The sequence below is a fragment of the Thauera linaloolentis 47Lol = DSM 12138 genome, assembly GCF_000310205.1.
Classification (GTDB): Bacteria; Pseudomonadota; Gammaproteobacteria; order Burkholderiales; family Rhodocyclaceae; genus Thauera; species Thauera linaloolentis.
This window is the reverse complement of sequence record NZ_AMXE01000040.1, coordinates 1-19962: the sequence shown is the minus strand read 5'-3', so window position 1 is coordinate 19962 and position 19962 is coordinate 1. Positions and strand designations below refer to the sequence as shown.

The following is a 19962-nucleotide window of genomic DNA, read 5'->3' as shown; positions in this document are numbered from 1 at the left end:
CCACCGCAGGAGGCGCTTGCATGAAGCTGTATCACTCGATCGGGCCGAACCCGAGGCTGGTGAAGATGTTCGCCGCGGAGAAGGGCATCGCGCTCGAACTCCGCGACGTCGACATCATCGCCGGCGACAACCGGCTGCCGGCCTATCTGGCGATCAACCCGACCGGCACCACGCCGGTGCTGGAACTCGACGATGGCAGCCATGTGGCCGAGACCGCCGCGATCTGCGAGTTCCTGGAGGAACTGCAGCCGCGCCCGGCGCTGATCGGCGATACGCCGGCGCGGCGCGCGGCGGCGCGGATGTGGTGGCGGCGCGTCGACCTGCTGGTGGTCCAGCCGATGACGGCGGGCTTTCGCGGGGCGGAGGGCCTGCCGCTGTTCAAGGACCGCGTGGTCTGCCTGCCGCAGGCCGCGGACGACCTCAAGCGCAGCGCGCGCCAGGGGCTGGACTGGTTCGAGGAGCAGGTCGGCGATCGGCCCTACATCGCCGGCGATGCCATGACGGTGGCCGATCTGCTGCTGTTCTGCTTCGTCGAGTTCGGCGCCCAGGTGGGGCAGGGGCTCGCGCCCGCGCACCGCCGGCTGGCACACTGGCGCGACCGTGTCGCCGGCCGGCCCAGCGCCGGGCTGCCCTGGCTGTGAGCGGCACGGGCTTCCTCGATCCAACAGGAGAGCGCTGAACCATGCACCAGATCGTCACCCATCACGACTTCGACGCCCCCGCCGCGACGCTGTGGGCCTACCTCGCCGATTTCGCCAACATCGAACGCTGGTGGCCGACCGCCCGGCCCGAAGTCCAGATCGAGCGGGTAGAACTGGAGGGCGAGGGCATCGGCCTCGTCCGCCACATCTACAACAAGGGCTATTCCGCGCCGGTGAGCGAGCGGCTGGACTTCCAGGACCCGGAGACGATGAGCTACAGGCTGTCGATCGTCGGCCAGCGTCCCGCCGGCCTGACCGAGTACCAGGCCACCGGCCGCATCGAGGCGCTCGGCGACGGACGCAGCCGGCTCCATTACCACAGCGTGTTCGCCACCGCATCGGGCAAGCCGGACGAGGCCGAAGCCTTCTTGCGCATGGCCTATGCGCTGATGTTCGAGGGCCTGGCCGAGGCCGCCGCGCGCGACGCCTGACCCGGCCGGCGCCGGCCGCCACAAACGACGGAGAAGACCATGAAGTTCCGCAAGCTGCTTGCCGCCGCGCTGGCGATTCCGGCGCTTTTTCCCACCCTGTCCGCCGCCAAGGACGAGGCGGCAGGCGCCGAGGCCCTGCTGGCGCGGGCGGTCGCCTACTACAAGGACAAGGGCGACATCGCCCTCGCCACCTTCAGCCGCCAGGGGGCGTTCGTCACCGACTCGCTCTATGTCTACGTCCTGTCGGGCGACGGGCTGATGCTTGCCAGCGGCGGTTCGTCCTCGGTGCTGATCGACCGCGACGTCGCGGACATGAAGGATGCCGCCGGCAAGCCCTTCTTCCGCGAGATGCTCGATACCGCCAAGGCCAGGGGCAAGGGGCAGGTGGAATACCGCTGGCTCAACCGCCGCGACGGCAAGGTCGAGCGCAAGATCGCCTTCTTCGAGCAGGTCGGCGAGAAAGTGCTCGCCGTCGGCTACTACCTGCCGCACGGCACCGCCGCCCAGGCCGAGGCGCTGGCCGAGCGCGCCGCGCGCGCGGTGCGGGCCGACGCGGCGCAGGCCTTCCGCGACTTCAACGACCTCAATGGCGATTTCGTCGAGGACGATCTCTACGTCTTCGCCATCGGCATCGACGACGGCCGCTTCCGCGCCCACGGCGCATTGCCCCGCCTGCTGGGCACGCCCGCCCGCGCCCTGCGCGACGCCGACGGCCGGGAGTTCATCCCCGAGATGCTCGACAAGCTGCGCGACGCCGACACGGGCGAAACCCGCTATGCCTGGAAGAACACGGTGACCGGCAAGGTCTCGACCAAGCACACCTACCTGCGCAAGGTCGACGGCTACCTCGTCGGCGTCGGCCACTACCTGGACTGAACGGCGGGCCGCCGCCGCGCCCTGCGGCCCGGCGATCAGCGCCGGCCAGCAGCTTTTCGTCCCCGGGGCCCGCATGGCCCCAGGGGACGAAAAGGACGGCGTCAGCCGGCCCCGGTTTCCAGCTTCACGAGCAGCTTGCCGGTGTTTTCGCCGCGGAACAGGCGGGCGAAGGCCGGAACCACGCTGTCCAGCCCCTGCACGATGTCTTCGCTGAGTTTCAGCCGGCCGTCTGCCAACCAGCCCCGCATCTCGGCGATGGCGGCCGGGAAGCGGTCCTGGTAGTGGAGCGTGAGGAAGCCGCGCACGGTGGCGCAGCGGGCGAGGATCTGCCAGTAGTGGTAGGGACCGGGGATCGGCCCCTGGCGGTTGTAGTCGCCGATTGCGCCGCAGAAGGCGATACGGGCGAACATCGCGAGATTCAGCAGTGCGGCGTCGAGGATTTCGCCGCCGACGTTGTCGAAGAAGATGTCGACGCCGTCCGGACACAGGCGGGCGATGTCCTGCGAGAGCTGCGCGCAATCCTTGCCCTTGTAGTTGAAGGCGGCGTCGAAGCCGAACTCGTCGACGAGCATGCGGCATTTCTCGTCGCTGCCGGCGATGCCGACGACGCGGCAGCCCTTTATCCTGGCGATCTGTCCGGCGAGAGAGCCGACCGCGCCTGCGGCGGCGCTGATCAGCGCGGTCTCCCCCGGCCTGGGCCGGCCGATGTCGAGCATGCCGAAGTAGGGCGTCAGCCCCATCGCGCTGAAGAGGCTGAGGTGGTAGTGGAGCGGGTGGTCGGCGCCGGCGTCGACGCGGTGGAACTGCGCCGCCGGCACGGTGGCATGGCCGGCCCAGGCGCTGCATGCGTAGGCCACGCCCACGTCGCCGGGACGGAAGTCGGGATGCCGGCTGGCGAGCACGCGGCCGAGCGCCGTGCTGCGCACCGGCGCGCCGAGCGGGATGGGCGGAAAGTAGGTGCAGTCCTCCTTCATCCAGCTGCGGATCGCCGCATCGAGCGAGAGATAGAGATTCTCGATCAGCAGTTCGCCCTCGGCGGGTACCGGAAGCGGCACCTCGCGCAGCGCGAAGTCGTCGGCGCAGGGAATGCCGTCGGGACGGCGGGCCAGGATGATCTGGCGAGTGTGGGTGCGCATCGGTCGGGTTCCGGAATCGTGAGGGGCGGCCTTACTGGGCGGTCCAGCCGCCGGCCTCGGTGATGTCGGCGGCGGCGACGCTGGCGCCTTCGGTCGCGAAGGCGAGGGCGGCCGCGCGGCCGATGCCGGAGCCGGCGCCGGTGATGAGTACGACCTTGCCGTTGAACTGTTTTTCCATGGATGGCCTCGGGTGTGGGAGGGGGCGGGACAAAGACCGGCGCGATGCCGGCCCGGGGAGAAAGTGGGGCGGGCGAGGGCACCCGGCGCTGCGTGTTTTCTCAGAACAGACGGATCAGGCCGAGCGAACAGGCGATCGCCACGGCATGGGTGCGATTGCAGGCGTCGAGCTTGCGCAAGGCGTTGTTGAGGTGGAAATGCACCGTCTCGCGCGAGCGGCCGAGGATGAGGGCGATGTCTTCTTCGGTCTTGCCTTGCGCGGCCCAGCCCAGGCATTCGATCTCGCGCGGCGACAGCCGGTCGGCCGCGGCCTGGGCGCGGCCGCGGCGGCGGGCGCTTTCGAGGGCGTCGGCGTGGGTGATGAAAGCGTGCGAGATCAGGTAGGTCTCGCGGTAGGTGCGGCGGAAGCGATCGCGCAGAGCCGCGGCCCCGCGGCCGAACCAGGAGACGTAGGCCGTCTTGCCGCCGGGCCGGTGCACCGGCACCGTGACCGCGCCGTCGGCGCAATCGCGGTAGCTGAGCAGGATGTCGCGCTGCGCTGCGGAGAGCGCCTCCCGGTGCCAGGTCTCGCTGTCGGGGTCGCAGTCCCACAGGAAGGCGTCCATGCTGCGGGTACAGCGCAGGCTGACGGGGCAGGTCAGCGCGCGGCGGTCATTCACCCAGTGGGCGACGTAGTCCGCCGACCAGCCCATCGCCACCGCGACGAATTCGCCGTTCTCGGTCAGCGGAAGCCGTGTCTGGCCCAGGTCGGCGTGGAAGGCGGCGCGCTCCCAGCCCAGGGTGTCGGCGTATTCGGCCAGAAGCGCGCCGGCGCCGGCGAGGTCGGGATGCGCGGCGAGCCGCTCGCGAAAGCGGGTGTCCCAAGAAGCAGCCATGGCGGACTCCGGGAAAGGGGGAAACGGCGGGGGCGTGTTTCAGGCGTCGATGCGGCCGAACGCGGGCGGCGGGGCGCCGCAGCGCTCCCTGCCGGCGCGCGGCAGCGCCGGGATAGGCTTGCCGGCGGCTGGCCTGTGGTCGATGCGGGCCAGGCCGATATCGCTGGCCGGGTGGACGGTGCGGCTGGCCGGAAACGGCCTTGGGGTGTGGTTCATCGTTTTGTCTCCTCGGCGGACTCTGTGGTCCGTTGAGTGTCTGCAATCGTGGGAATCCGCCGGGTTCTGCACGCCATCTGCGATGAAACGGCGGGCAACGTGCGAAGAAGACGAAATTCTTCCCGGGTTTTGTTTATTTGCAACGATTGTTATAAATTAGATTAGTGCCACTCATGGAAACAAGTCAATGCCTGCAATCGTCGATCACGAAAGCCGCCGCGCGCACGTAGCGCGCATCGCCGCGGACATCATCGCCCGCACCGGCCTCGAAGCGCTGACGATGCGCCAGATCGCTGCCGAAGCGGGGTTCAGCACCGCCATCGTCACCCACTACTTCGCCAACAAGCAGGAGTTGATGCTCCACACCTATCGCAGCGCGGCGCTCAACGCGCAGGACAGGGTGGCGGCCGCGCTGAGCGAGGCGCCGGGCGACCTGCTGGCCTGCATCGAGGCGCTGCTGCCGTGCGACGAGCCGAGCCGCCAGGACTGGAAGGTGTATCTCGCCTTCTGGCGGCTCGCGGCGCTCGATCCCGATTTCGCCGCCGAGCAGGCGTCGCAGGCGATCAAGGCGCGCGCCATCCTGCGGCGGGTGCTGCTGGCGCGCGCCGAAAGCGGCCTGCCGCTGCCCCGCCAGGACGTCGACCAGCTCGCCCAGCACCTGCTGGTCCTGCTCATCGGCACGGCGGTGCTGGCGGTGTTCGACCCGGCGACCTGGTCGCGCGAGGCGCTGCGTGATTATTTCATCCGCGAACTCGGCGCGATGGGCGGCTGAAAACCACTGACGGACCGACAACAGGAGACAAACGATGACCCAAGCGACGATCCCGGCCCAAGGCATGCCCTGGTCCGACCACTACCTGCTCGGCCATGCCGGGATGGACGACACCCACCGCGAGTTCGTCGAGCTCGTCGACCGCATGCTGGGCTGTGCGGATGACGATTTCGCCGCTGCGCTGCGTGCCTTCATCGTCCATGCCGAGGCGCATTTCGGCGAGGAGAAGGCGATGATGGAGGCGACCGACTTCCCCGCGACCGAATGCCATGTCGACGACCACGAGGCGGTCTATGCCTCGGCGCTGGAAGTGGAGCCGCTGGTGCGGGCGGGCAATGTCGCCATCGGCCGCGCCTTTGCCGCCGAGCTGGCGCGCTGGTTCCCGTCGCATGCCGACTATCTCGATTCGGCGCTCGCGCACTGGGTGGTCAAGCGCAGCACCGGCGGTAAGCCGGTGGTGCTCAAGCGCAACATCGCGGTACGCGCCGAATAGGCGGTTGCGGGGACCCTCCCCGACCGCAGCCTTGCGCAATGCCCTGCGCTGGCGAACCGAGTTCGGTTCGCCAGCGCAGGGCATTGGTTTTTCCGGCGAATCGGTGTAGTGTTATAAAAACAAACACAAATGTTTTTATAAAAACGGATCGCAGCACGGACCGCGCCCCGCGCCAGACAAGGAGGATGACGAAGCAGATGAGTACATACGATTACATCGTGGTGGGCGCCGGCTCGGCGGGCTGCGTGCTGGCCGAGCGCCTGTCCCGCAACAAGTGCAACCGCGTGCTGCTGCTGGAAGCCGGCGGCCCGGACGACGGGCTGCTGGTGTCGATGCCGAAGGGTTTCGCCAAGCTGGTGGCGATGCCCAGCCACGCCTGGCATTTCCCCGTCCAGCAGCCACGCAAGCCCGGCCAGGCTTCGTCCGAAATGTGGGTGCGCGGCAAGACGCTGGGCGGCTCCAGTTCGATCAACGGCATGATCTACGTGCGCGGCCAGCCGGAAGACTACGAGGACTGGGCCGAGCATGCTGGCGCCGACTGGGGTTGGGCGGCGATGAAGGAAGCCTTCCGTGCCATCGAGGACCATGAACTGGGCGCGGACGAGCTGCGCGGCGCGGGCGGGCCGGTGCATGTCAGCACGGGCAAGCTGCGCTACGCGGTCAGCGAGGCGATGGTCCGCGCCGGCGAGGAAATGGGCCTGCCGCGCACCGAGGACTTCAGCCGCGAGCGCCAGGAGGGGGTCGGCTATTACGCCCATACGATCCGCAAGGGCAGGCGGGTGAGCGCCTCGGTCGCCTTCCTGCGGCCGGCGATGGGCCGCGGCAACCTGCGGGTGATCACCGGCGTCCATGTCGACCGCGTGCTGTTCGAGGGCAGGCAGGCCGTCGGCGTCGCCGGCCGCCGCAACGGCGAGCGCGTCAGCTATCGCTGCTGCGGCGAGATCATCCTGTCGGCCGGCGCCATCCTGACGCCCAAGATCCTGCAGCTCTCCGGCATCGGCCCGGGCGCCGAGCTGCAGCAGGCGGGGATCGAGGTGCTGGCGGCGTCGCCCGACGTCGGCCGCCGCATGCGCGACCACCTCGGCTTCCTGATGCCTTTCCGGCTGACCAACAGCGAGGGGCTCAATGCCAGCTTCCGCGGAACCGGCCTGGCGAAGAGCGTGCTGCGGTACTACCTGACCAGGCGCGGTCCGCTCGCCACCGGCCCCTTCGAGGTCGGCGCCTTCTTCCGCACCGCGCCCCACGTTCCACGCCCGGATGCGCAGCTCTACCTGTCGGCCTTCACCTATCCGCGCAGCGACGACAATTTCCCGGTGCCCGACGGTGTCGAGGACAAGCCGGGGATCACCGCGTATGGCCAGTTGCTCCGCCTGAGCAGCGAGGGAACGCTGACGGTGAAATCGGCCGATCCGGATGCGCCGCTGGATATCGCTCCCAACTGGCTGAGCACGGCGGAGGACTGCCGCGCCGCGATCGACATGGTCAAGTACATGCGCCGCTACATGCGCCAGCCGGCGCTGGCCCATTACGTCGGCGAGGAACTGCTGCCGGCGGCGGCCAGCGGCAGCGACGACGATATCCTCGATTTCTTCCGCCAGGCCTCGCTGTGCGGCACCCATGCCGTGGGCTCGTGCCGCATGGGACGGGATGCGGATTCGGTGGTCGACGAACGCCTGCGCGTGCGCGGCGTCGGCGGCCTGCGCGCGGCCGACTGCTCGGTGATGCCGAGCCCGGTGTCGGGCAATACCAACGGCCCGGCGATGGCGCTCGGCTGGCGCGCCGCGGACCTGATCCTCGCCGATCGGAATGCCTGAGCATGGGCGGCACGGCCCCGGGGGCAGAGGCGGCGATCTGGCCGGGCGCTGCTTTGCCGGGTCGCCGGGTGCGCCTACCTGAACCGGTAGTTGTGGCCGGGGGAGGCGGACTCGATACTTCGATGCCCACGAACACAAACAAGCCCAGGAGCGAGACAGTGGAAAACGTTGAAGTCTACAGGAGCCTCATCGAGCGCATGCTGGCATTGGTCGATGCCGGCACGACCGACAGCGCGGAGGCCGCCTACCGCCAGCCGACCTCGGTCTATACCGACCCCGGACTGCTCGCGCTGGAGAAGGAGACGATCTTCCGCGATGAGCCGCAGATGATCTGCTTTTCCAGCGACCTGCCCGGAAAAGGCAGCTACTACACTTTCGACGACCTCGGCACGCCGGTGCTGCTCACCCGTGACAACGACGGCGAGGTCCATGCGTTCCTGAACGCCTGTACCCACCGTTCCGCCCGCCTGAAGGAAGGCTGCGGCAAGACCGCGTCGCTCGCCTGTCCCTACCACAACTGGGGTTTCGACCTGAAAGGCAAGCTGCGCGCGGTGTGGCAGGAGCAGACCTTCGGCAGCATCGAGAAGTCGCTCTACGACCTGGTGAGGCTACCGGTGGAAGAGAAGTACGGCATGATCTTCGCCGGCATGCACCCCGACGTGTCGTTCAGCATCGACGAGATCCTGGGCGACATGGCGCCAGTGTTCGAGCGCTGGGATCTGGGCGGCACCGCCCATGTGAATACCCACGAATGGAAGATCAAGACCAACTGGAAGCTGGCGCTCGACACCTTCTGCGAGGGCTATCACTTCCTGGCGCTGCACAAGCACACGCTGGGTGGCATCTCCATCGGCAACACCGCAGCCTTCGACACCTTCGGCCCGGACGGCCGCAACCACCGCCTGGCCTTTCCCAACGAGAGCATGCTCAAGCTCAGGGACAAGCCGAGGTTGGAATGGGGCCCGGAAATCTTCAATGACTTCCAGCTCGTGCACTTCATCTATCCCAACATCTCGCTGCTGGTGTCGCCGGTGTCGGTGGAGTTCTTCAAGCTCTACCCGGGCGACGCCCCTGGCGAGCACCGCACCATCTTCCGCAGCTACGTGCGCAAGGGCGGCGAGAAGGGCTGGGACGGCAACGACCCGCAAGCCCACTTCGAGTTCATCTGCAAGGTGGTGGACGAGGAAGACTACTGGGTGAGCGCCAATGTCATGAAGAACTTGAACACCGGCTTGCTCGGATACAGCACTTTCGGCCGTAACGAGCCGGCCCTGCAGAACATGCACAAGGCTTTCCTGCGCGGCGTAGGCCGCACTCCGGTGGAGGCGCCGCTCGCCGGCAAGGCGGGCGCCGCCGCCGTGTCCTGCTGAGCGGTTTTTTCATCGCCGGGCCGCCCCAAGATGAAAAGCGCCCCCCTGGGGGGCAGCGACCTCACGCAGTGGGGGAGCGTGGGGGCCATTTTTCATCGGAGTCTCCTCTCGCGGCCTTCCCCAAAGGCCTCGATTCGCCCGGCGGTGCTCCCGGAACCGCCGGGTTTTTTCTTGCCGTGCGCCCGGGGGCGCCGCTTGCGTGGTGGCGGCGGACGGGCGCGCGGCGGGGCGTAATTGCCCGGCATCGGACACTTGTCACCCGTCAGGGGTATCGATATACTTCAAAAAAACAAACAAGAATGTTGTTTTTATTATCGGGAGCGCGGACGCCATCGCCGTGCCGGTCCAGGGCCGGATGCCTGCGCCGGGCTCCCAACATCCGACAAGGAGTAGGGCATGAGTGACACGCATCAGCCCAGCAAAGAAACCCTGCTGGAGATCTATCGCATTGCGACGCTGATCAAGCAGGCCGACGACCGCTTCATCGAACTGATCAAGGCCGGCCAGATCGCGTCGCCGTACTACTCGCCGCGCGGGCAGGAACTGATTCCGGCCGCCATCTCGGTGAACCTGAAGCCCAGCGACTACGTGGTGACCACCTACCGCGGCATCCACGACCAGCTCGCCAAGGGCATTCCGTTGAAGCCCTTCGTCGCCGAGCTGCTGGGCCGTGCCACCGGCACCTGCAAGGGCAAGGGCGGGCCGATGCACATCACCCACGTGGCTTCCGGCCTGCCGGTGACCACCGGCATCGTCGGCGCCGGCCTGCCGATCGCCAACGGCCTGGCGTGGGCGGCGCAGCTCAACGGCACGGACCAGGTCACGGTGGTCAACTTCGGCGACGGCGCGAGCAACATCGGTGCCTTCCACGAGGCCCTCAACCTGGCCGCGGTATGGAAGCTGCCCGTCATCTTCGTCTGCCAGAACAACCGCTATGCCGAGCATACCCACTACAGCCTGGGCACCGGCGCGGCCACGATCGCCGACCGTGCGATCGGCTACGGCATCCCCGGCGTGGAGGTCGATGGCAACGATGCGGTGCAGATGTGGCGCGCGGCGCGCGACGCGGTCGCCCGCGCCCGCGCCGGCGAGGGGCCGACGCTGATCGAGGCCAACACCTTCCGCTTCCGCGGCCACCTGCTGGGCGACGACAGCCACTACATCCCCAAGGAAGAAATGGCCGAGGCGGTGGCGGCCGACCCGGTGCCGCGCATGCGCGCCTGGCTGATCGGGCAGGGGCACGCCAGCGACAGCCAGCTGGCCGCGATCGAGGCCGCCAACGTCGCCGCCTTCGAGGAAGCGGTGGAATTCGGCCTGGCCAGCCCGTACCCCGATGTATCCGAACTCGACAAGGACGTCGTCGCCGAGGGAGCCCACGCATGAGCACGACCGCACAAAAGAAGATCAACACCGCGCAGGCGATCAACTTCGCGCTGCACGACGCCATGGAACTCGACCGCTCGGTGGTGGTGCTGGGCGAGGACATCGCCGACGATCAGGGCGGTGGCGTCTTCAAATGCACCGCCGGCCTGTCGGCCAAGTACGGCACCGGGCGGGTGAAATCGACCCCCATCGCCGAACAGGCCATCGTCGGTGCGGCGGTGGGCGGGGCGCTGGCCGGCCTGCGCCCGGTGGCCGAGATCATGCTGATGAACTTCACCACGGTGGCGATGGACCAGATCGTCAACCACGCCGCCAAGCTGCGTTTCATGACCGGCGGCCAGACCCACGTGCCGCTGGTTATCCGCACCACCACCGGCGCCGGCTTCGGCACCGGCGGCCAGCACGCCGACTACCTGGAGGCCTGGTTCGCCCACACCGCCGGGCTGAAGGTGGTGGCGCCGGCCACGCCAGCCGATGCCTACGGCCTGCTGCTGTCGTGCATCTTCGACGACGACCCGTGCATCTTCATCGAGAACCTGCCGCTGTACTTCCAGCCCGGCGACGCGCCGGTGCGCGGCGAGCGGATTCCGCTCGGCAAGGCCAAAGTGGTGCAGGAGGGCAGCGACATCACGCTGGTGAGCTACAGCCGCACGCTGCACGAGGTGGTCGCGGCGGCCAAGGGGCTGGCCAAGGAGGGCATCTCGGCCGAGGTCATCGACCTGCGCTCGATCGCGCCGCTGGACTTCGACACCGTGCGCGCCTCGGCGGCCAAGACCGGCCGCGTGGTGGTGGCGCACGAGGCGCAGGTGGACTTCGGCGTCGGCGCGGAAATCGCCGCGCGCCTGCACAAGGACCTGTTCGGCACCCTGAAGGCGCCGGTCGCCCGTGTCGGCGCGGCGCGCTCGCCGGTGCCGTTCTCCAAGCCGCTCGAGACCGCCTTCGTGCCGACCCGCGAACGCATCCTGGCGGCCATCCGCGAAACGCTCGACTGACAAACCGAAAAAGGAATTCTCTCCATGGCAACCGAAATCATCCTCCCCAAGCTGGGCTTTTCCGTGAATGAAGCCATCCTCACCGAGTGGATGGTGGAAGACGGCGCCGCCGTCACCAAGGGCCAGCTGCTGTACACGATGGAAAGCGAAAAGTCGGTGCAGGAGGTGGAAGCGCCGGCCGACGGCACGCTGAAGATCCTCAAGGACGCGGGCGAGACCTATGAGGTCGGCACCGTCATCGGCGAGCTGGTGTGATGTCCGCCCGGCCCGATACCGAGGCGCCGGCCTGGCCCGCCAGCCTGCCGCCGATGCCGGTGGTCGATTTCAGCCTGTTCGGCGAGGTCGACACCGTGCCGCTGCCGCGCCACCAGAAGCTGGTGGCTTCCTTCCTGGCGCGCAACTGGGCGCAGATTCCGCACGTCACCCACCATGACGAGGCCGACGTTGCCGCGCTGGAGACGGTGCGCCGCGAGGCGGGCGAGGCATTGGGCGTCAAGCTGACGCCGGTGCCCTTCATCATCAAGGCGGTGGTCAAGGCCCTGCAGGCCTTTCCGCGCTTCAACGCCTCGCTGGGCGCCGACGGCAACAGCCTGGTGATGAAGCGCTATTTCCACATCGGCGTCGCGGTCGAGACCCCCAACGGCCTGGTGGTGCCGGTGATCCGCGATTGCGACCGCAAGTCCATCGGCGAGATCGCCGCCGAACTGGCCGACAAGGCCGGGCGCGCGCGTGCCAAGGGGCTGCCGATCACCGAGATGTCGGGCGGCTGTTTTTCGGTGAGTTCGCTCGGCAACCTGGGCGGCACCGGCTTCACGCCGATCATCAACGCGCCCGAGGTGGCGATCCTGGGCGTCACCCGCGCCACCGAAAGGCTGCGCCTGGTCGATGGCGAGGTGCGCAGCGTGCCGGTGCTGCCGCTGTCGCTGAGCTACGACCACCGCGTGATCAACGGCGCGGACGCTGCGCGCTTTACCCGTTTCGTGGCCGATGCGCTCGCCGACCCGGCCGCCCTGGCGTGAAGCAGCAACAACAAGGACAACGACATGAGCATCCACATTGAAGCAGGCGAAACCCTGAAACGTTTTTCGCTCGAAGGCCGCGTCGCGCTGGTCACCGGCGCCGGTTCCGGCCTGGGCGAGCGCATGGCGCACGTGCTGGCCGCCGCCGGGGCCAGGGTCGTGTGCGCGGCGCGGCGCGTCGAGCGTGTCGAAGCGGTCGCCGAGGCGATCCGCGCCGCGGGCGGCAAGGCCATGGCATGCCGCATGGACGTGGGCGACAAGGCCTCCATCGGCGCCGCGCTGGATGCCGTCGAGGCGAGGTTCGGCAGCCCGGCGCACATCCTGGTAAACAATGCCGGCGGGACCGATCCGACGGCCTTCCACCAGATGACCGAGGCGCAATGGACTTCGCTGCTGGACGTCAACCTGTCGGGGCCCTTCTACGTCACGCAGGCCGTGGCCCAGCGCCTGATCGCCGCGGAGCAGGGCGGGGCGATCATCAACATCGCATCCATCCTCGGCCACCTCGCCTATCCGAATTTCATCAACTATGGCACCACCAAGGGGGCGCTGATCCACATGACGCGCTACATGGCGCTCGACCTGCTGCCGTATGGCATCCGCGTCAATGCCATCGCGCCGGGCTATTTCCCCAGCGAGATGACGAATCCGTTCTACGAGTCGGAGGCGGGCAAGAAGGAAATCGCCAACCTGCCGGCCAAGCGCCTCGGCCGCCTGGAGGAGCTCGACGGGCCGCTGCTGCTGCTGGCGAGCGAGGCGTCGTCGTTCATGAACGGCTCCATCGTCACGGTTGACTATGGCCATTCCATAAGACTGTCGTAAAATCCTTCACATACGAACGCGAATGTTTTTCGAGCCCGCTCGTACCATGCGCGCACCGATGCGTGCGAGCGGAATATGTGTCGCGTCGAATCTGGAAGGTAACGAGTCATGAGTGAAGAGAACGCGGTCGAATCCCCGTTGACGTCCCCGGCCCAGCCGGTCCGCCGGATCGCACGCGCCCGCCGCGAGAGTGCGCGCGCCAGCGGCACCACCTGGCAGGCGGAAAAAAGCCAGGCCACGCGCAACCAGATCCTGGATGCGACGCTGCAGTGCCTGGTCGAGCTGGGCTATACCCAGACCACCACCGAGAAGATCGCACAGCGCGCGGGCGTGTCGCGCGGCGCGATGACGCACCACTTCAAGTCGCGCGCCGACGTGTTCAACGCCGCGGCCGAGTTCATCACCGACCTGCGCGCGGTGGAGTACGAGGACGCGGTCAGGCGCGTCAAGCTGCCGCCGGGCAACACGCCGACCTTCGAGAGCATGCTGGAGACGCTGGAGGTGCTGCAGAAGTACTACTACGGCCGTCCGTCCTTCATCGCCCTGCAGGAACTGCAGCGCGGCGCCCGCACCGACAAGGACCTGCAGAGCGTGCTGCAGCCGCTGGAAGAGGTCCTCGACCAGCGCAAGTCCGCCAGCCTGCTGAAGCGCTTCCCCTACTGGGCCGACTACCCGGAAACGAGCCAGGTGCTGCGCGACTTGTTCTTCCATTCGCTGAAGGGGGTGGCGATCAACCCCACGCCCTACATGAAGGACGACCGCCTCAAGAAGCTGCACCACCTGCTCGCCACGGTGGCGATGATGGAAATGGAGAAGGCCTACCAGGCGACGCACGACGGCCAGTCGCCGCCCCGCGACGAACCCGCCGCGCCGGCGAAGAAGACGCGCAAGGCGGGCAAGGCCGCAGGCTGAGACACGAAAGGATCGACGACGAACGGGGCATGCGCCCCGTTCCGCATTCAGGCGGGTGGAAACTTCATCGCGCCGCTTTACCTGCCGGCGCTTTCGTGTAACATAACAAACATTCTTGATTGTTTTGTATTTTCTGGAGAGATGCAGATGGAGCCGAATCCGCTTCCGCGCCTCGCTTGCCCCGGCGTCGTCGCCGGCAGCGCCGACCGCCCGGTGCTGGTGGGAAGCCGCTGTACCTGCTGCGGCGAGATCTACTTTCCCGCCGCGCAGGGCTGCACCCGCTGCTGCGCCAGCGAAATGACGGCGCACGAGCTCGGCGCGGAAGGGCGCCTGTGGTCGTGGACCATCCAGGGCTTCCAGCCCAAGGCGCCCTATGCCGGCGGTGAAGCCGAGCACGCGTTCCAGCCCTATGGCGTCGGCTACGTCGAGATGCCCTCGGGCGTGAAGGTGGAAAGCCGGCTCACCGTCGCCGACCCGGAGCGGCTCGAGATCGGCATGCCGATGCGCCTCACCCTGATCGCCTACCGCCAGGTGGCGGGCGAGGCGCCGGTCCATACCTACGCCTTCGCCCCGGCGGCCTGATCACGGAGCCCATTCCCATGAACAACGACGTCGCCATCATCGGCATCGGCCTCCACCCCTTCGGCCGCACCGACGGTCTTTCCGGGCAGCAGCAGGGCGCCCACGCGGTCAGGGAGGCGCTCAAGGACGCGGGCGTGGCCTGGTCACAGGTGGGCGTGGCCTACGGCGGCAGCCAGGACGCCGGCAACGCCGATGCGCTCGGCAACCTGCTGGGCCTGACCGGCGTGCCTTTCGTCAACGTCGCCAACGGCTGCGCCACCGGCGGCAGCGCGCTGGCCAGCGTGATCGCCGCGATCCAGTCCGGCATGGCGGAGATCGGCGTCGCGGTCGGTTTCGACAAGCATCCGCGCGGAGCCTTCAATCCCAGGCCGCGCGACTGGGGGCTGGAGGACTGGTACGGCGAGACCGGCATGATGCTCACCACCCAGTTCTTCGCGCTGAAGACGCGCCGCTACATGTTCGAGCACGGCATCACCGACGACGCCCTGGTACGGGTCGCGCAGCGGGCCTTCCGCAACGGCGCGCTGACGCCGCACGCCTGGCGCCGGCGCGAGCTCGGCTACGCCGAGATCGCCGAGTCGATGCCGGTGAACCTGCCGCTGCGCAAGTACATGTTCTGCAATCCGGCCGAGGGCGGCGCGGCGCTGGTGCTGTGCAGCGCAAGGCATGCGCGCAAGTACACCGACCGTCCGATCATCGTCAAGGCGGCGGTGATGCGCACGCGCCACCACGGCTCGTTCGAGGTCTTCAGCCCGGGCCTCGCCGCCGAGCAGGCGCCGGCGCCGACGGTGACCGCCTCGCGCGCCGCGTTCGAGCTGGCCGGCGTCGGCCCGCGGGACATCGGCGTGATCCAGTTGCAGGACACCGACAGCGGCTCGGAACTGATCCACATCGCCGAGAACGGCTTTTGCGAGCATGGCGAGCAGGCGCACCTGCTGCGCAGCGGCGCGACCGAGATCGGCGGCCGCCTGCCGATCAATACCGACGGCGGCTGCCTCGCCAACGGCGAACCGGTGGGGGCTTCCGGCCTGCGCCAGGTCATCGAGGTCTGCGCCCAGTTGCGGGGCCAGGCCGGGCAGCGCCAGGTGCCGGGCCGGCCCAGGCTCGGCTACACCCATGTTTACGGCGCCCCGGGCGTGAGCGCGGTATGCATCCTGCAGGCCGGCTGACGGCCGTTCCGATACAAGACCCTAGGAAGGAGACAAGACGATGAACAAGCCCGCAGAAAAGTTCGAGATGCTGCCGCAAGGCCAGGCCGGCAATCCTGCGCTGTTCCAGGCGCTGCTCGAGCAGGAAACGGTGCCGGTGCCCGACTACCTGGCGTCCAGCCATCCCGGCTTCCGCGACGACGACCTGTCGGTGGAGCGCTACGCCTCGGCCGCTTTCCACCGCCTCGAAGCCGAGAAGATGTGGCCCCGCACCTGGCAGTTCGTCTGTCGCGAGGAGCAGTTGCCCAAGTCCGGCGACCACCTGGTCTACGACATCGTCGGCCATTCCGTCATCGTCATGCGCGGCGACGACGGCCTCATCCGTGCCTTCCACAACTCCTGCCTGCACCGCGGGCGCGCGCTGCGCATGAACGGCGGCACGGTCAGGGAGCTGAAGTGTCCGTACCACGGCTTCACCTGGGACCTGCGCGGCAAGCTCGCCAGCATTCCCTGCGAGTGGGATTTCAAGCACCTCGACCAGGGCAAGAGCGACCTGCCCGCACTGCGGGTGGAAAGCTGGCTCGGCTTCGTCTTCATCAACATGGACGAGAACGCGCCGCCGCTGCTCGACTACCTCGACGCGCTGCCGCAGCACTTCCGCGACTACGGCTTCGAGCAATCGGTGATCATCGCCCACGTGCAGCGCAGGGTGCCCTCCAACTGGAAGGTGGCGCAGGAAGCGTTCATGGAGTCGATGCACGCCCGCGTCACCCATCCGCAACTGATGACCTTCACCGCCGACTGCGACAGCCAGTACGACATGTACGGCGACAACATCAGCCGCAGCGTCACGCCGATGGCGGTGCCCAGCACCCACACCCGCGGCGTGGCCGAATCGCTGGTGCTGCACGACATCCTGGAAGAGTCCGGTCGCATGGCCGATTCCGACGGCGGCGCCCACCGCCTGCCCGAAGGGCTGACCGCCCGCCAGTACATCGGCGAGCTCAACCGCAAGATCTTCGGCGAGGTGTCCGGCCGCGACCTGTCGCACGCCACCCTGGCCGAACTGCAGGACGCCATCCTGTACTCGATCTTCCCCAACACCCAGATCTGGGCGGGCTATTGCGGCAACATCATCTACCGCGTCATCCCCGACGGCGACAACCACGAGAGCTGCATCTTCGACGTCATGCTGCTGTGGCGCCATAAGGAAGGCGAAGTGCCGCCGCCGCCGGCCCGGCTCAACCGCCTGCCCGACGACCAGCCCTTCTCGGCCGCCGCCGAACTCGGTGCGCTGGGCCCGGTCTTCGACCAGGACATGAACAACCTGGGCGCCATGACCAAGGGCCTGCGCGCGTCGAAGAAGGGCCGCGTGACGCTGGCGAGCTACCAGGAAAGCCGCATCCGCCACCACCACGAAACCCTGGACAAGTACCTCGGCCTCGGGAGCGAGTGAGTGGAAACGAACCTCCAGTGGCGGCTCGTCTCCCGCCCGCAGGACGAGGTCGGCCGCGAGCACTTCGAGGTCCGCCGGGTGCCGCGGCCGGTGCCGGGCCCCGGCGAGGTGCTGGTGAGGAACCTCTACCTGCTGATTCCGCCGTCGATGCGGCTGTGGATGAACGAGAAGGAAACCTACTTCCCGCCGCAGCCGCTCGGCGAGGTGATGATGGGCATCACCCTGGGCGTGGTCGAGGCCTCGCACGATCCGGCGCTGAGTCCTGGTGACTATGTGAACGGCATGGGCGGCTGCCAGCAATGGTTCGTCGCTCCGGCGGCTCATCTGCACAAGCTGGCGCCGCGCGACGGCGTGCCGCTCGCCGCCTACCGCTCGGTGCTCGACGTGCAGGGGCTCACCGCCTACTGCGGGCTGACCGAGATCGGCCGGCCCAGGGCGGGCGAGACCCTGGTGGTCACCGCCGCGGCCGGCAGCGTCGGCTCGCTGGTGTGCCAGATCGGCAGCAAGTTGGGCCTCAAGGTGGTCGGCATCGCCGGCGGCGCCGAAAAATGCGCCTGGCTGCGCCAGGTGTGCGGCATCGGCAGGGTCATCGACTACAAGGCCGAGGACGTCGGCGCGCGGCTCGACGCCCTGTGCCCGGAAGGCATCGACATCGCCTACGAAAACGTCGGCGGCCCGGTGATGGACCTCGTCCTCGAACGCCTGCGCGAACGTGCGCGCGTGGTGCTGTGCGGCCTCGTCGCCAGCTACAACGGCGCCAAGGGCGCGCCGGTGGCGCAGCGCACCGAGGCGCTGATGCAGGTGGTCAACAAGGCCGCCCGCATCGAAGGCTTCCTGGTGCGCGACTACATGCACCGCCATGCCGAGGTGGTCGGCATCCTGCAGGACTGGGTGGCCGACGGCAGCCTGCATTATCAGATCGAAGTGCTGGACGGGCTCGACAACATGGTCGAGGCGATCTCCCGCGTCTTCCACGGCCGCAACCGGGGCGTCCAGCTGGTGAAAATTTCCGACGGGGCCGCAGCATGAATCCACAAGCCAGCATCGACGAACTGCGTGACAGGGCCGAGGCCCTGCGCCGGCAGGTACGCGATTTCCACGACAACATCATGCCCGCCGACCTGCGCGGCAAGGCCCATCGCCACCAGGTGCTGGACAAGGACGACTACGTGCGCTGGATGCGCCTGCTCGACCAGCAGGGCTGGGCGGTGGCGCACTGGCCGCGGGAGCACGGCGGCCTGGGCTGGTCGCCGCTGGAGCGCTTCGCCTTCGAGGACGAGCTGGCACGCCTGGGCTGCCCGTGGGTGATCCCCTTCGGCGTCAAGTACGTCGGCCCGGTGATCTACGCCTTCGGCAGCGAGGCGCAGAAGGCACGCTTCCTGCCGGGCATCAAGAGCACCGACGAATTCTGGGCGCAGGGCTATTCCGAGCCCGGCGCCGGCTCGGACCTCGCCGGCCTGCGCACCACCGCGCTGCGCGACGGCGACCATTACGTGGTCAACGGCCAGAAGGTATGGACGACCTACGCGCAATGGGCCGACTGGCTGTTCTGCCTGGTGCGCACCGACCGCGACGACAAGCCGCAGAGCGGCATCTCCTTCCTGCTCATCGACATGAAGAGTCCGGGCGTCAAGGTGGTGCCGATCCGCACCATGGACGGCTACGCGCACGTCAACGAAGTGTGGCTGGAAGACGTCCGCGTGCCGGCCGGAAACCTCGTCGGCGAGGAAGGCAAGGGCTGGACCTACGCCAAGTTCCTGCTCAAGAACGAGCGCACCGCCGGCGCCATCGTCGGCTGGGCCTGGCACGTGCTGGACCGCCTCAAGCGCCATGCGCGCGGCACCGCTGGCGCCGACGGCCGTCCGCTGATCGGGCAGCCGCTGCTGCGCCAGCGCATCGGCGAATACGAACTGCGCTTCCTCGCGCTCGAACGCACGGCCTACCAGGCCGTGGCGGCGATGTGCGACGGCAGCGAGAACGGCGGCGAGGCCTCGCTGATCAAGATCCGCGGCACCGAGCTGTACCAGGAGGTGATGGAAACCCTGGTCGAATCCCTGGGCCATGCCGGCGCCGCCTTCGACGTGCGCGCGCTGCACGAGGCCGGGCTGCCGCCGCTGGGGCCGGACGACGCCGGCGGCATCCTGAAGGATCATTTCTACAATCGCGCGGCGACGATCTTCGGCGGCTCGTCCGAGATCCAGCGCAACATCGTGGCCAAGGCCGTGCTGGGACTGTGAGGAAAGACATGGCGACCGATCTCGACACCATCGCGATGCTGCGTGACAGCGCCGCACGCTATGCCGAAGACAACTACAGCTTCCACCAGCGCTGGGCCGCGCTCGAACGCCCGGAAGGCTACAGCCCGCAGGCCTGGCGCGATTTCGCCGAGTTCGGCTTTCTCGCGCTGCGCCTGCCCGAGGACGCGGGCGGCCTGGACGGCGATGCCGTGGCCGTCGGCGCGCTGATGGAGATCGTCGGCGCGCGGCTGCTGATGGAGCCTTTCCTCGCCAGCGCGGTGCTCGGCACCGGCCTGCTGCTCAAGCAGGGCTCGGCGGCGCAGCAGGCGGCCTGGCTGCCGCAACTGGCCGACGGCTCGCTGATCCTGGCGGTGGCCGATGACGACGACGGCGCGGCCCCGTGCGTGGCCGACGGCGGCCGCCTGCGCGGCGCCAAGACCGGTGTGCTGCACGGCGACGTCGCCGGCGCCCTGCTGGTGTCGGCGCGCGACGCGGCGAGCGGCGAGGCCGTGGTGCTGCGGGTCGCGGCCGATGCCGCCGGCGTGTCGCG

General features: G+C 68.4%; 23 protein-coding genes. 19 read left to right on the top strand and 4 right to left on the bottom strand.

Going from position 1 to position 19962, the window contains the following annotated elements; translation table 11 throughout:
* Positions 1 to 20: 20 nt before the first annotated feature.
* Genes C666_RS11385 through C666_RS11375 form a run of 3 tightly spaced genes read left to right on the top strand, consistent with a single transcriptional unit; the run spans position 21 to position 2008 of the window.
* Positions 21 to 641, top strand: a complete 621-nt coding sequence (locus C666_RS11385) for a glutathione S-transferase family protein (RefSeq protein WP_004338706.1) — start codon at positions 21 to 23, stop codon at positions 639 to 641.
* Positions 642 to 682: 41 nt separating this feature from the next.
* The gene (locus C666_RS11380) at positions 683 to 1132 is read left to right on the top strand and encodes an SRPBCC family protein (protein WP_004338704.1); all 450 of its coding nucleotides are present in this window, start codon (positions 683 to 685) and stop codon (positions 1130 to 1132) included.
* Between the two features lie 39 nt (positions 1133 to 1171).
* Positions 1172 to 2008 (top strand): cache domain-containing protein, encoded by an 837-nt coding sequence (locus C666_RS11375; RefSeq protein WP_004338702.1) that lies wholly within the window; start codon positions 1172 to 1174, stop codon positions 2006 to 2008.
* A 101-nt stretch (positions 2009 to 2109) separates the two neighbouring features.
* Here C666_RS11375 and C666_RS11370 read toward each other — a convergent pair whose 3' ends face one another.
* The 4 genes from C666_RS11370 to C666_RS20475 form a co-directional block, all read right to left on the bottom strand.
* Complete coding sequence (locus C666_RS11370; protein ID WP_004338701.1) at positions 2110 to 3144, bottom strand: NADP-dependent oxidoreductase; 1035 nt, start codon at positions 3142 to 3144, stop codon at positions 2110 to 2112.
* 31 nt (positions 3145 to 3175) lie between these two features.
* A complete protein-coding gene (locus C666_RS19820; protein ID WP_004338699.1) occupies positions 3176 to 3322 on the bottom strand; it encodes an SDR family NAD(P)-dependent oxidoreductase in 147 nt (48 codons plus the stop codon).
* A gap of 100 nt (positions 3323 to 3422) precedes the next feature.
* Positions 3423 to 4196 (bottom strand): helix-turn-helix transcriptional regulator, encoded by a 774-nt coding sequence (locus tag C666_RS21100; RefSeq protein WP_004338697.1) that lies wholly within the window; start codon positions 4194 to 4196, stop codon positions 3423 to 3425.
* Positions 4197 to 4235: 39 nt separating this feature from the next.
* Complete coding sequence (locus tag C666_RS20475; protein ID WP_154666211.1) at positions 4236 to 4412, bottom strand: hypothetical protein; 177 nt, start codon at positions 4410 to 4412, stop codon at positions 4236 to 4238.
* A gap of 187 nt (positions 4413 to 4599) precedes the next feature.
* Here C666_RS20475 and C666_RS11360 point away from each other — a divergent pair, with 187 nt between their 5' ends.
* The 16 genes from C666_RS11360 to C666_RS11285 all read left to right on the top strand — a co-directional run.
* Positions 4600 to 5184: a TetR/AcrR family transcriptional regulator gene (locus C666_RS11360; RefSeq protein ID WP_004338694.1), complete on the top strand. Its 585-nt coding sequence runs from the start codon at positions 4600 to 4602 to the stop codon at positions 5182 to 5184.
* A 34-nt stretch (positions 5185 to 5218) separates the two neighbouring features.
* Positions 5219 to 5677 carry a hemerythrin domain-containing protein gene (locus tag C666_RS11355; protein ID WP_004338692.1) on the top strand — a complete coding sequence of 153 codons (459 nt, stop codon included), beginning with the start codon at positions 5219 to 5221 and terminating at the stop codon, positions 5675 to 5677.
* 197 nt (positions 5678 to 5874) lie between these two features.
* Positions 5875 to 7491, top strand: coding sequence for a GMC family oxidoreductase (locus tag C666_RS11350; protein ID WP_211206746.1), 1617 nt, complete (start codon positions 5875 to 5877; stop codon positions 7489 to 7491).
* A gap of 158 nt (positions 7492 to 7649) precedes the next feature.
* Positions 7650 to 8861 (top strand): aromatic ring-hydroxylating oxygenase subunit alpha, encoded by a 1212-nt coding sequence (locus C666_RS11345; RefSeq protein ID WP_004338689.1) that lies wholly within the window; start codon positions 7650 to 7652, stop codon positions 8859 to 8861.
* Positions 8862 to 9257: 396 nt separating this feature from the next.
* On the top strand, positions 9258 to 10244 hold the full coding sequence (locus C666_RS11340; protein WP_004338688.1) for a thiamine pyrophosphate-dependent dehydrogenase E1 component subunit alpha: 987 nt from the start codon (positions 9258 to 9260) through the stop codon (positions 10242 to 10244).
* Entirely contained in the window at positions 10241 to 11236 is a 996-nt protein-coding gene (locus C666_RS11335) for an alpha-ketoacid dehydrogenase subunit beta (RefSeq protein WP_004338687.1), read from the top strand. The genes C666_RS11340 and C666_RS11335 overlap by 4 nt, the downstream gene beginning before the upstream one ends.
* A 24-nt stretch (positions 11237 to 11260) precedes the next feature.
* A complete protein-coding gene (locus C666_RS11330; protein WP_004338686.1) occupies positions 11261 to 11491 on the top strand; it encodes a biotin/lipoyl-containing protein in 231 nt (76 codons plus the stop codon).
* Positions 11491 to 12255, top strand: a complete 765-nt coding sequence (locus C666_RS11325; RefSeq protein ID WP_004338685.1) for a 2-oxo acid dehydrogenase subunit E2 — start codon at positions 11491 to 11493, stop codon at positions 12253 to 12255. Before C666_RS11330 ends, C666_RS11325 begins: the two co-directional genes overlap by 1 nt.
* Before the next feature lie 24 nt (positions 12256 to 12279).
* Positions 12280 to 13077 (top strand): SDR family NAD(P)-dependent oxidoreductase, encoded by a 798-nt coding sequence (locus tag C666_RS11320; RefSeq protein WP_004338684.1) that lies wholly within the window; start codon positions 12280 to 12282, stop codon positions 13075 to 13077.
* A gap of 108 nt (positions 13078 to 13185) precedes the next feature.
* Entirely contained in the window at positions 13186 to 13989 is an 804-nt protein-coding gene (locus C666_RS11315) for a TetR/AcrR family transcriptional regulator (protein ID WP_004338683.1), read from the top strand.
* 147 nt (positions 13990 to 14136) lie between these two features.
* Entirely contained in the window at positions 14137 to 14571 is a 435-nt protein-coding gene (locus tag C666_RS11310) for a Zn-ribbon domain-containing OB-fold protein (RefSeq protein WP_004338682.1), read from the top strand.
* A 17-nt stretch (positions 14572 to 14588) separates the two neighbouring features.
* Positions 14589 to 15740: a thiolase family protein gene (locus tag C666_RS11305; RefSeq protein WP_004338681.1), complete on the top strand. Its 1152-nt coding sequence runs from the start codon at positions 14589 to 14591 to the stop codon at positions 15738 to 15740.
* Positions 15741 to 15780: 40 nt separating this feature from the next.
* On the top strand, positions 15781 to 17175 hold the full coding sequence (locus tag C666_RS11300; protein ID WP_004338680.1) for an aromatic ring-hydroxylating oxygenase subunit alpha: 1395 nt from the start codon (positions 15781 to 15783) through the stop codon (positions 17173 to 17175).
* Positions 17176 to 18204 carry an NADP-dependent oxidoreductase gene (locus C666_RS11295; RefSeq protein WP_004338679.1) on the top strand — a complete coding sequence of 343 codons (1029 nt, stop codon included), beginning with the start codon at positions 17176 to 17178 and terminating at the stop codon, positions 18202 to 18204. It begins immediately after the preceding gene.
* Entirely contained in the window at positions 18201 to 19412 is a 1212-nt protein-coding gene (locus tag C666_RS11290) for an acyl-CoA dehydrogenase family protein (RefSeq protein WP_004338676.1), read from the top strand. The genes C666_RS11295 and C666_RS11290 overlap by 4 nt, the downstream gene beginning before the upstream one ends.
* 8 nt (positions 19413 to 19420) lie before the next feature.
* Positions 19421 to 19962 (top strand): acyl-CoA dehydrogenase family protein (locus tag C666_RS11285; protein WP_004338674.1); only part of this gene is annotated, 542 nt, incomplete at its 3' end.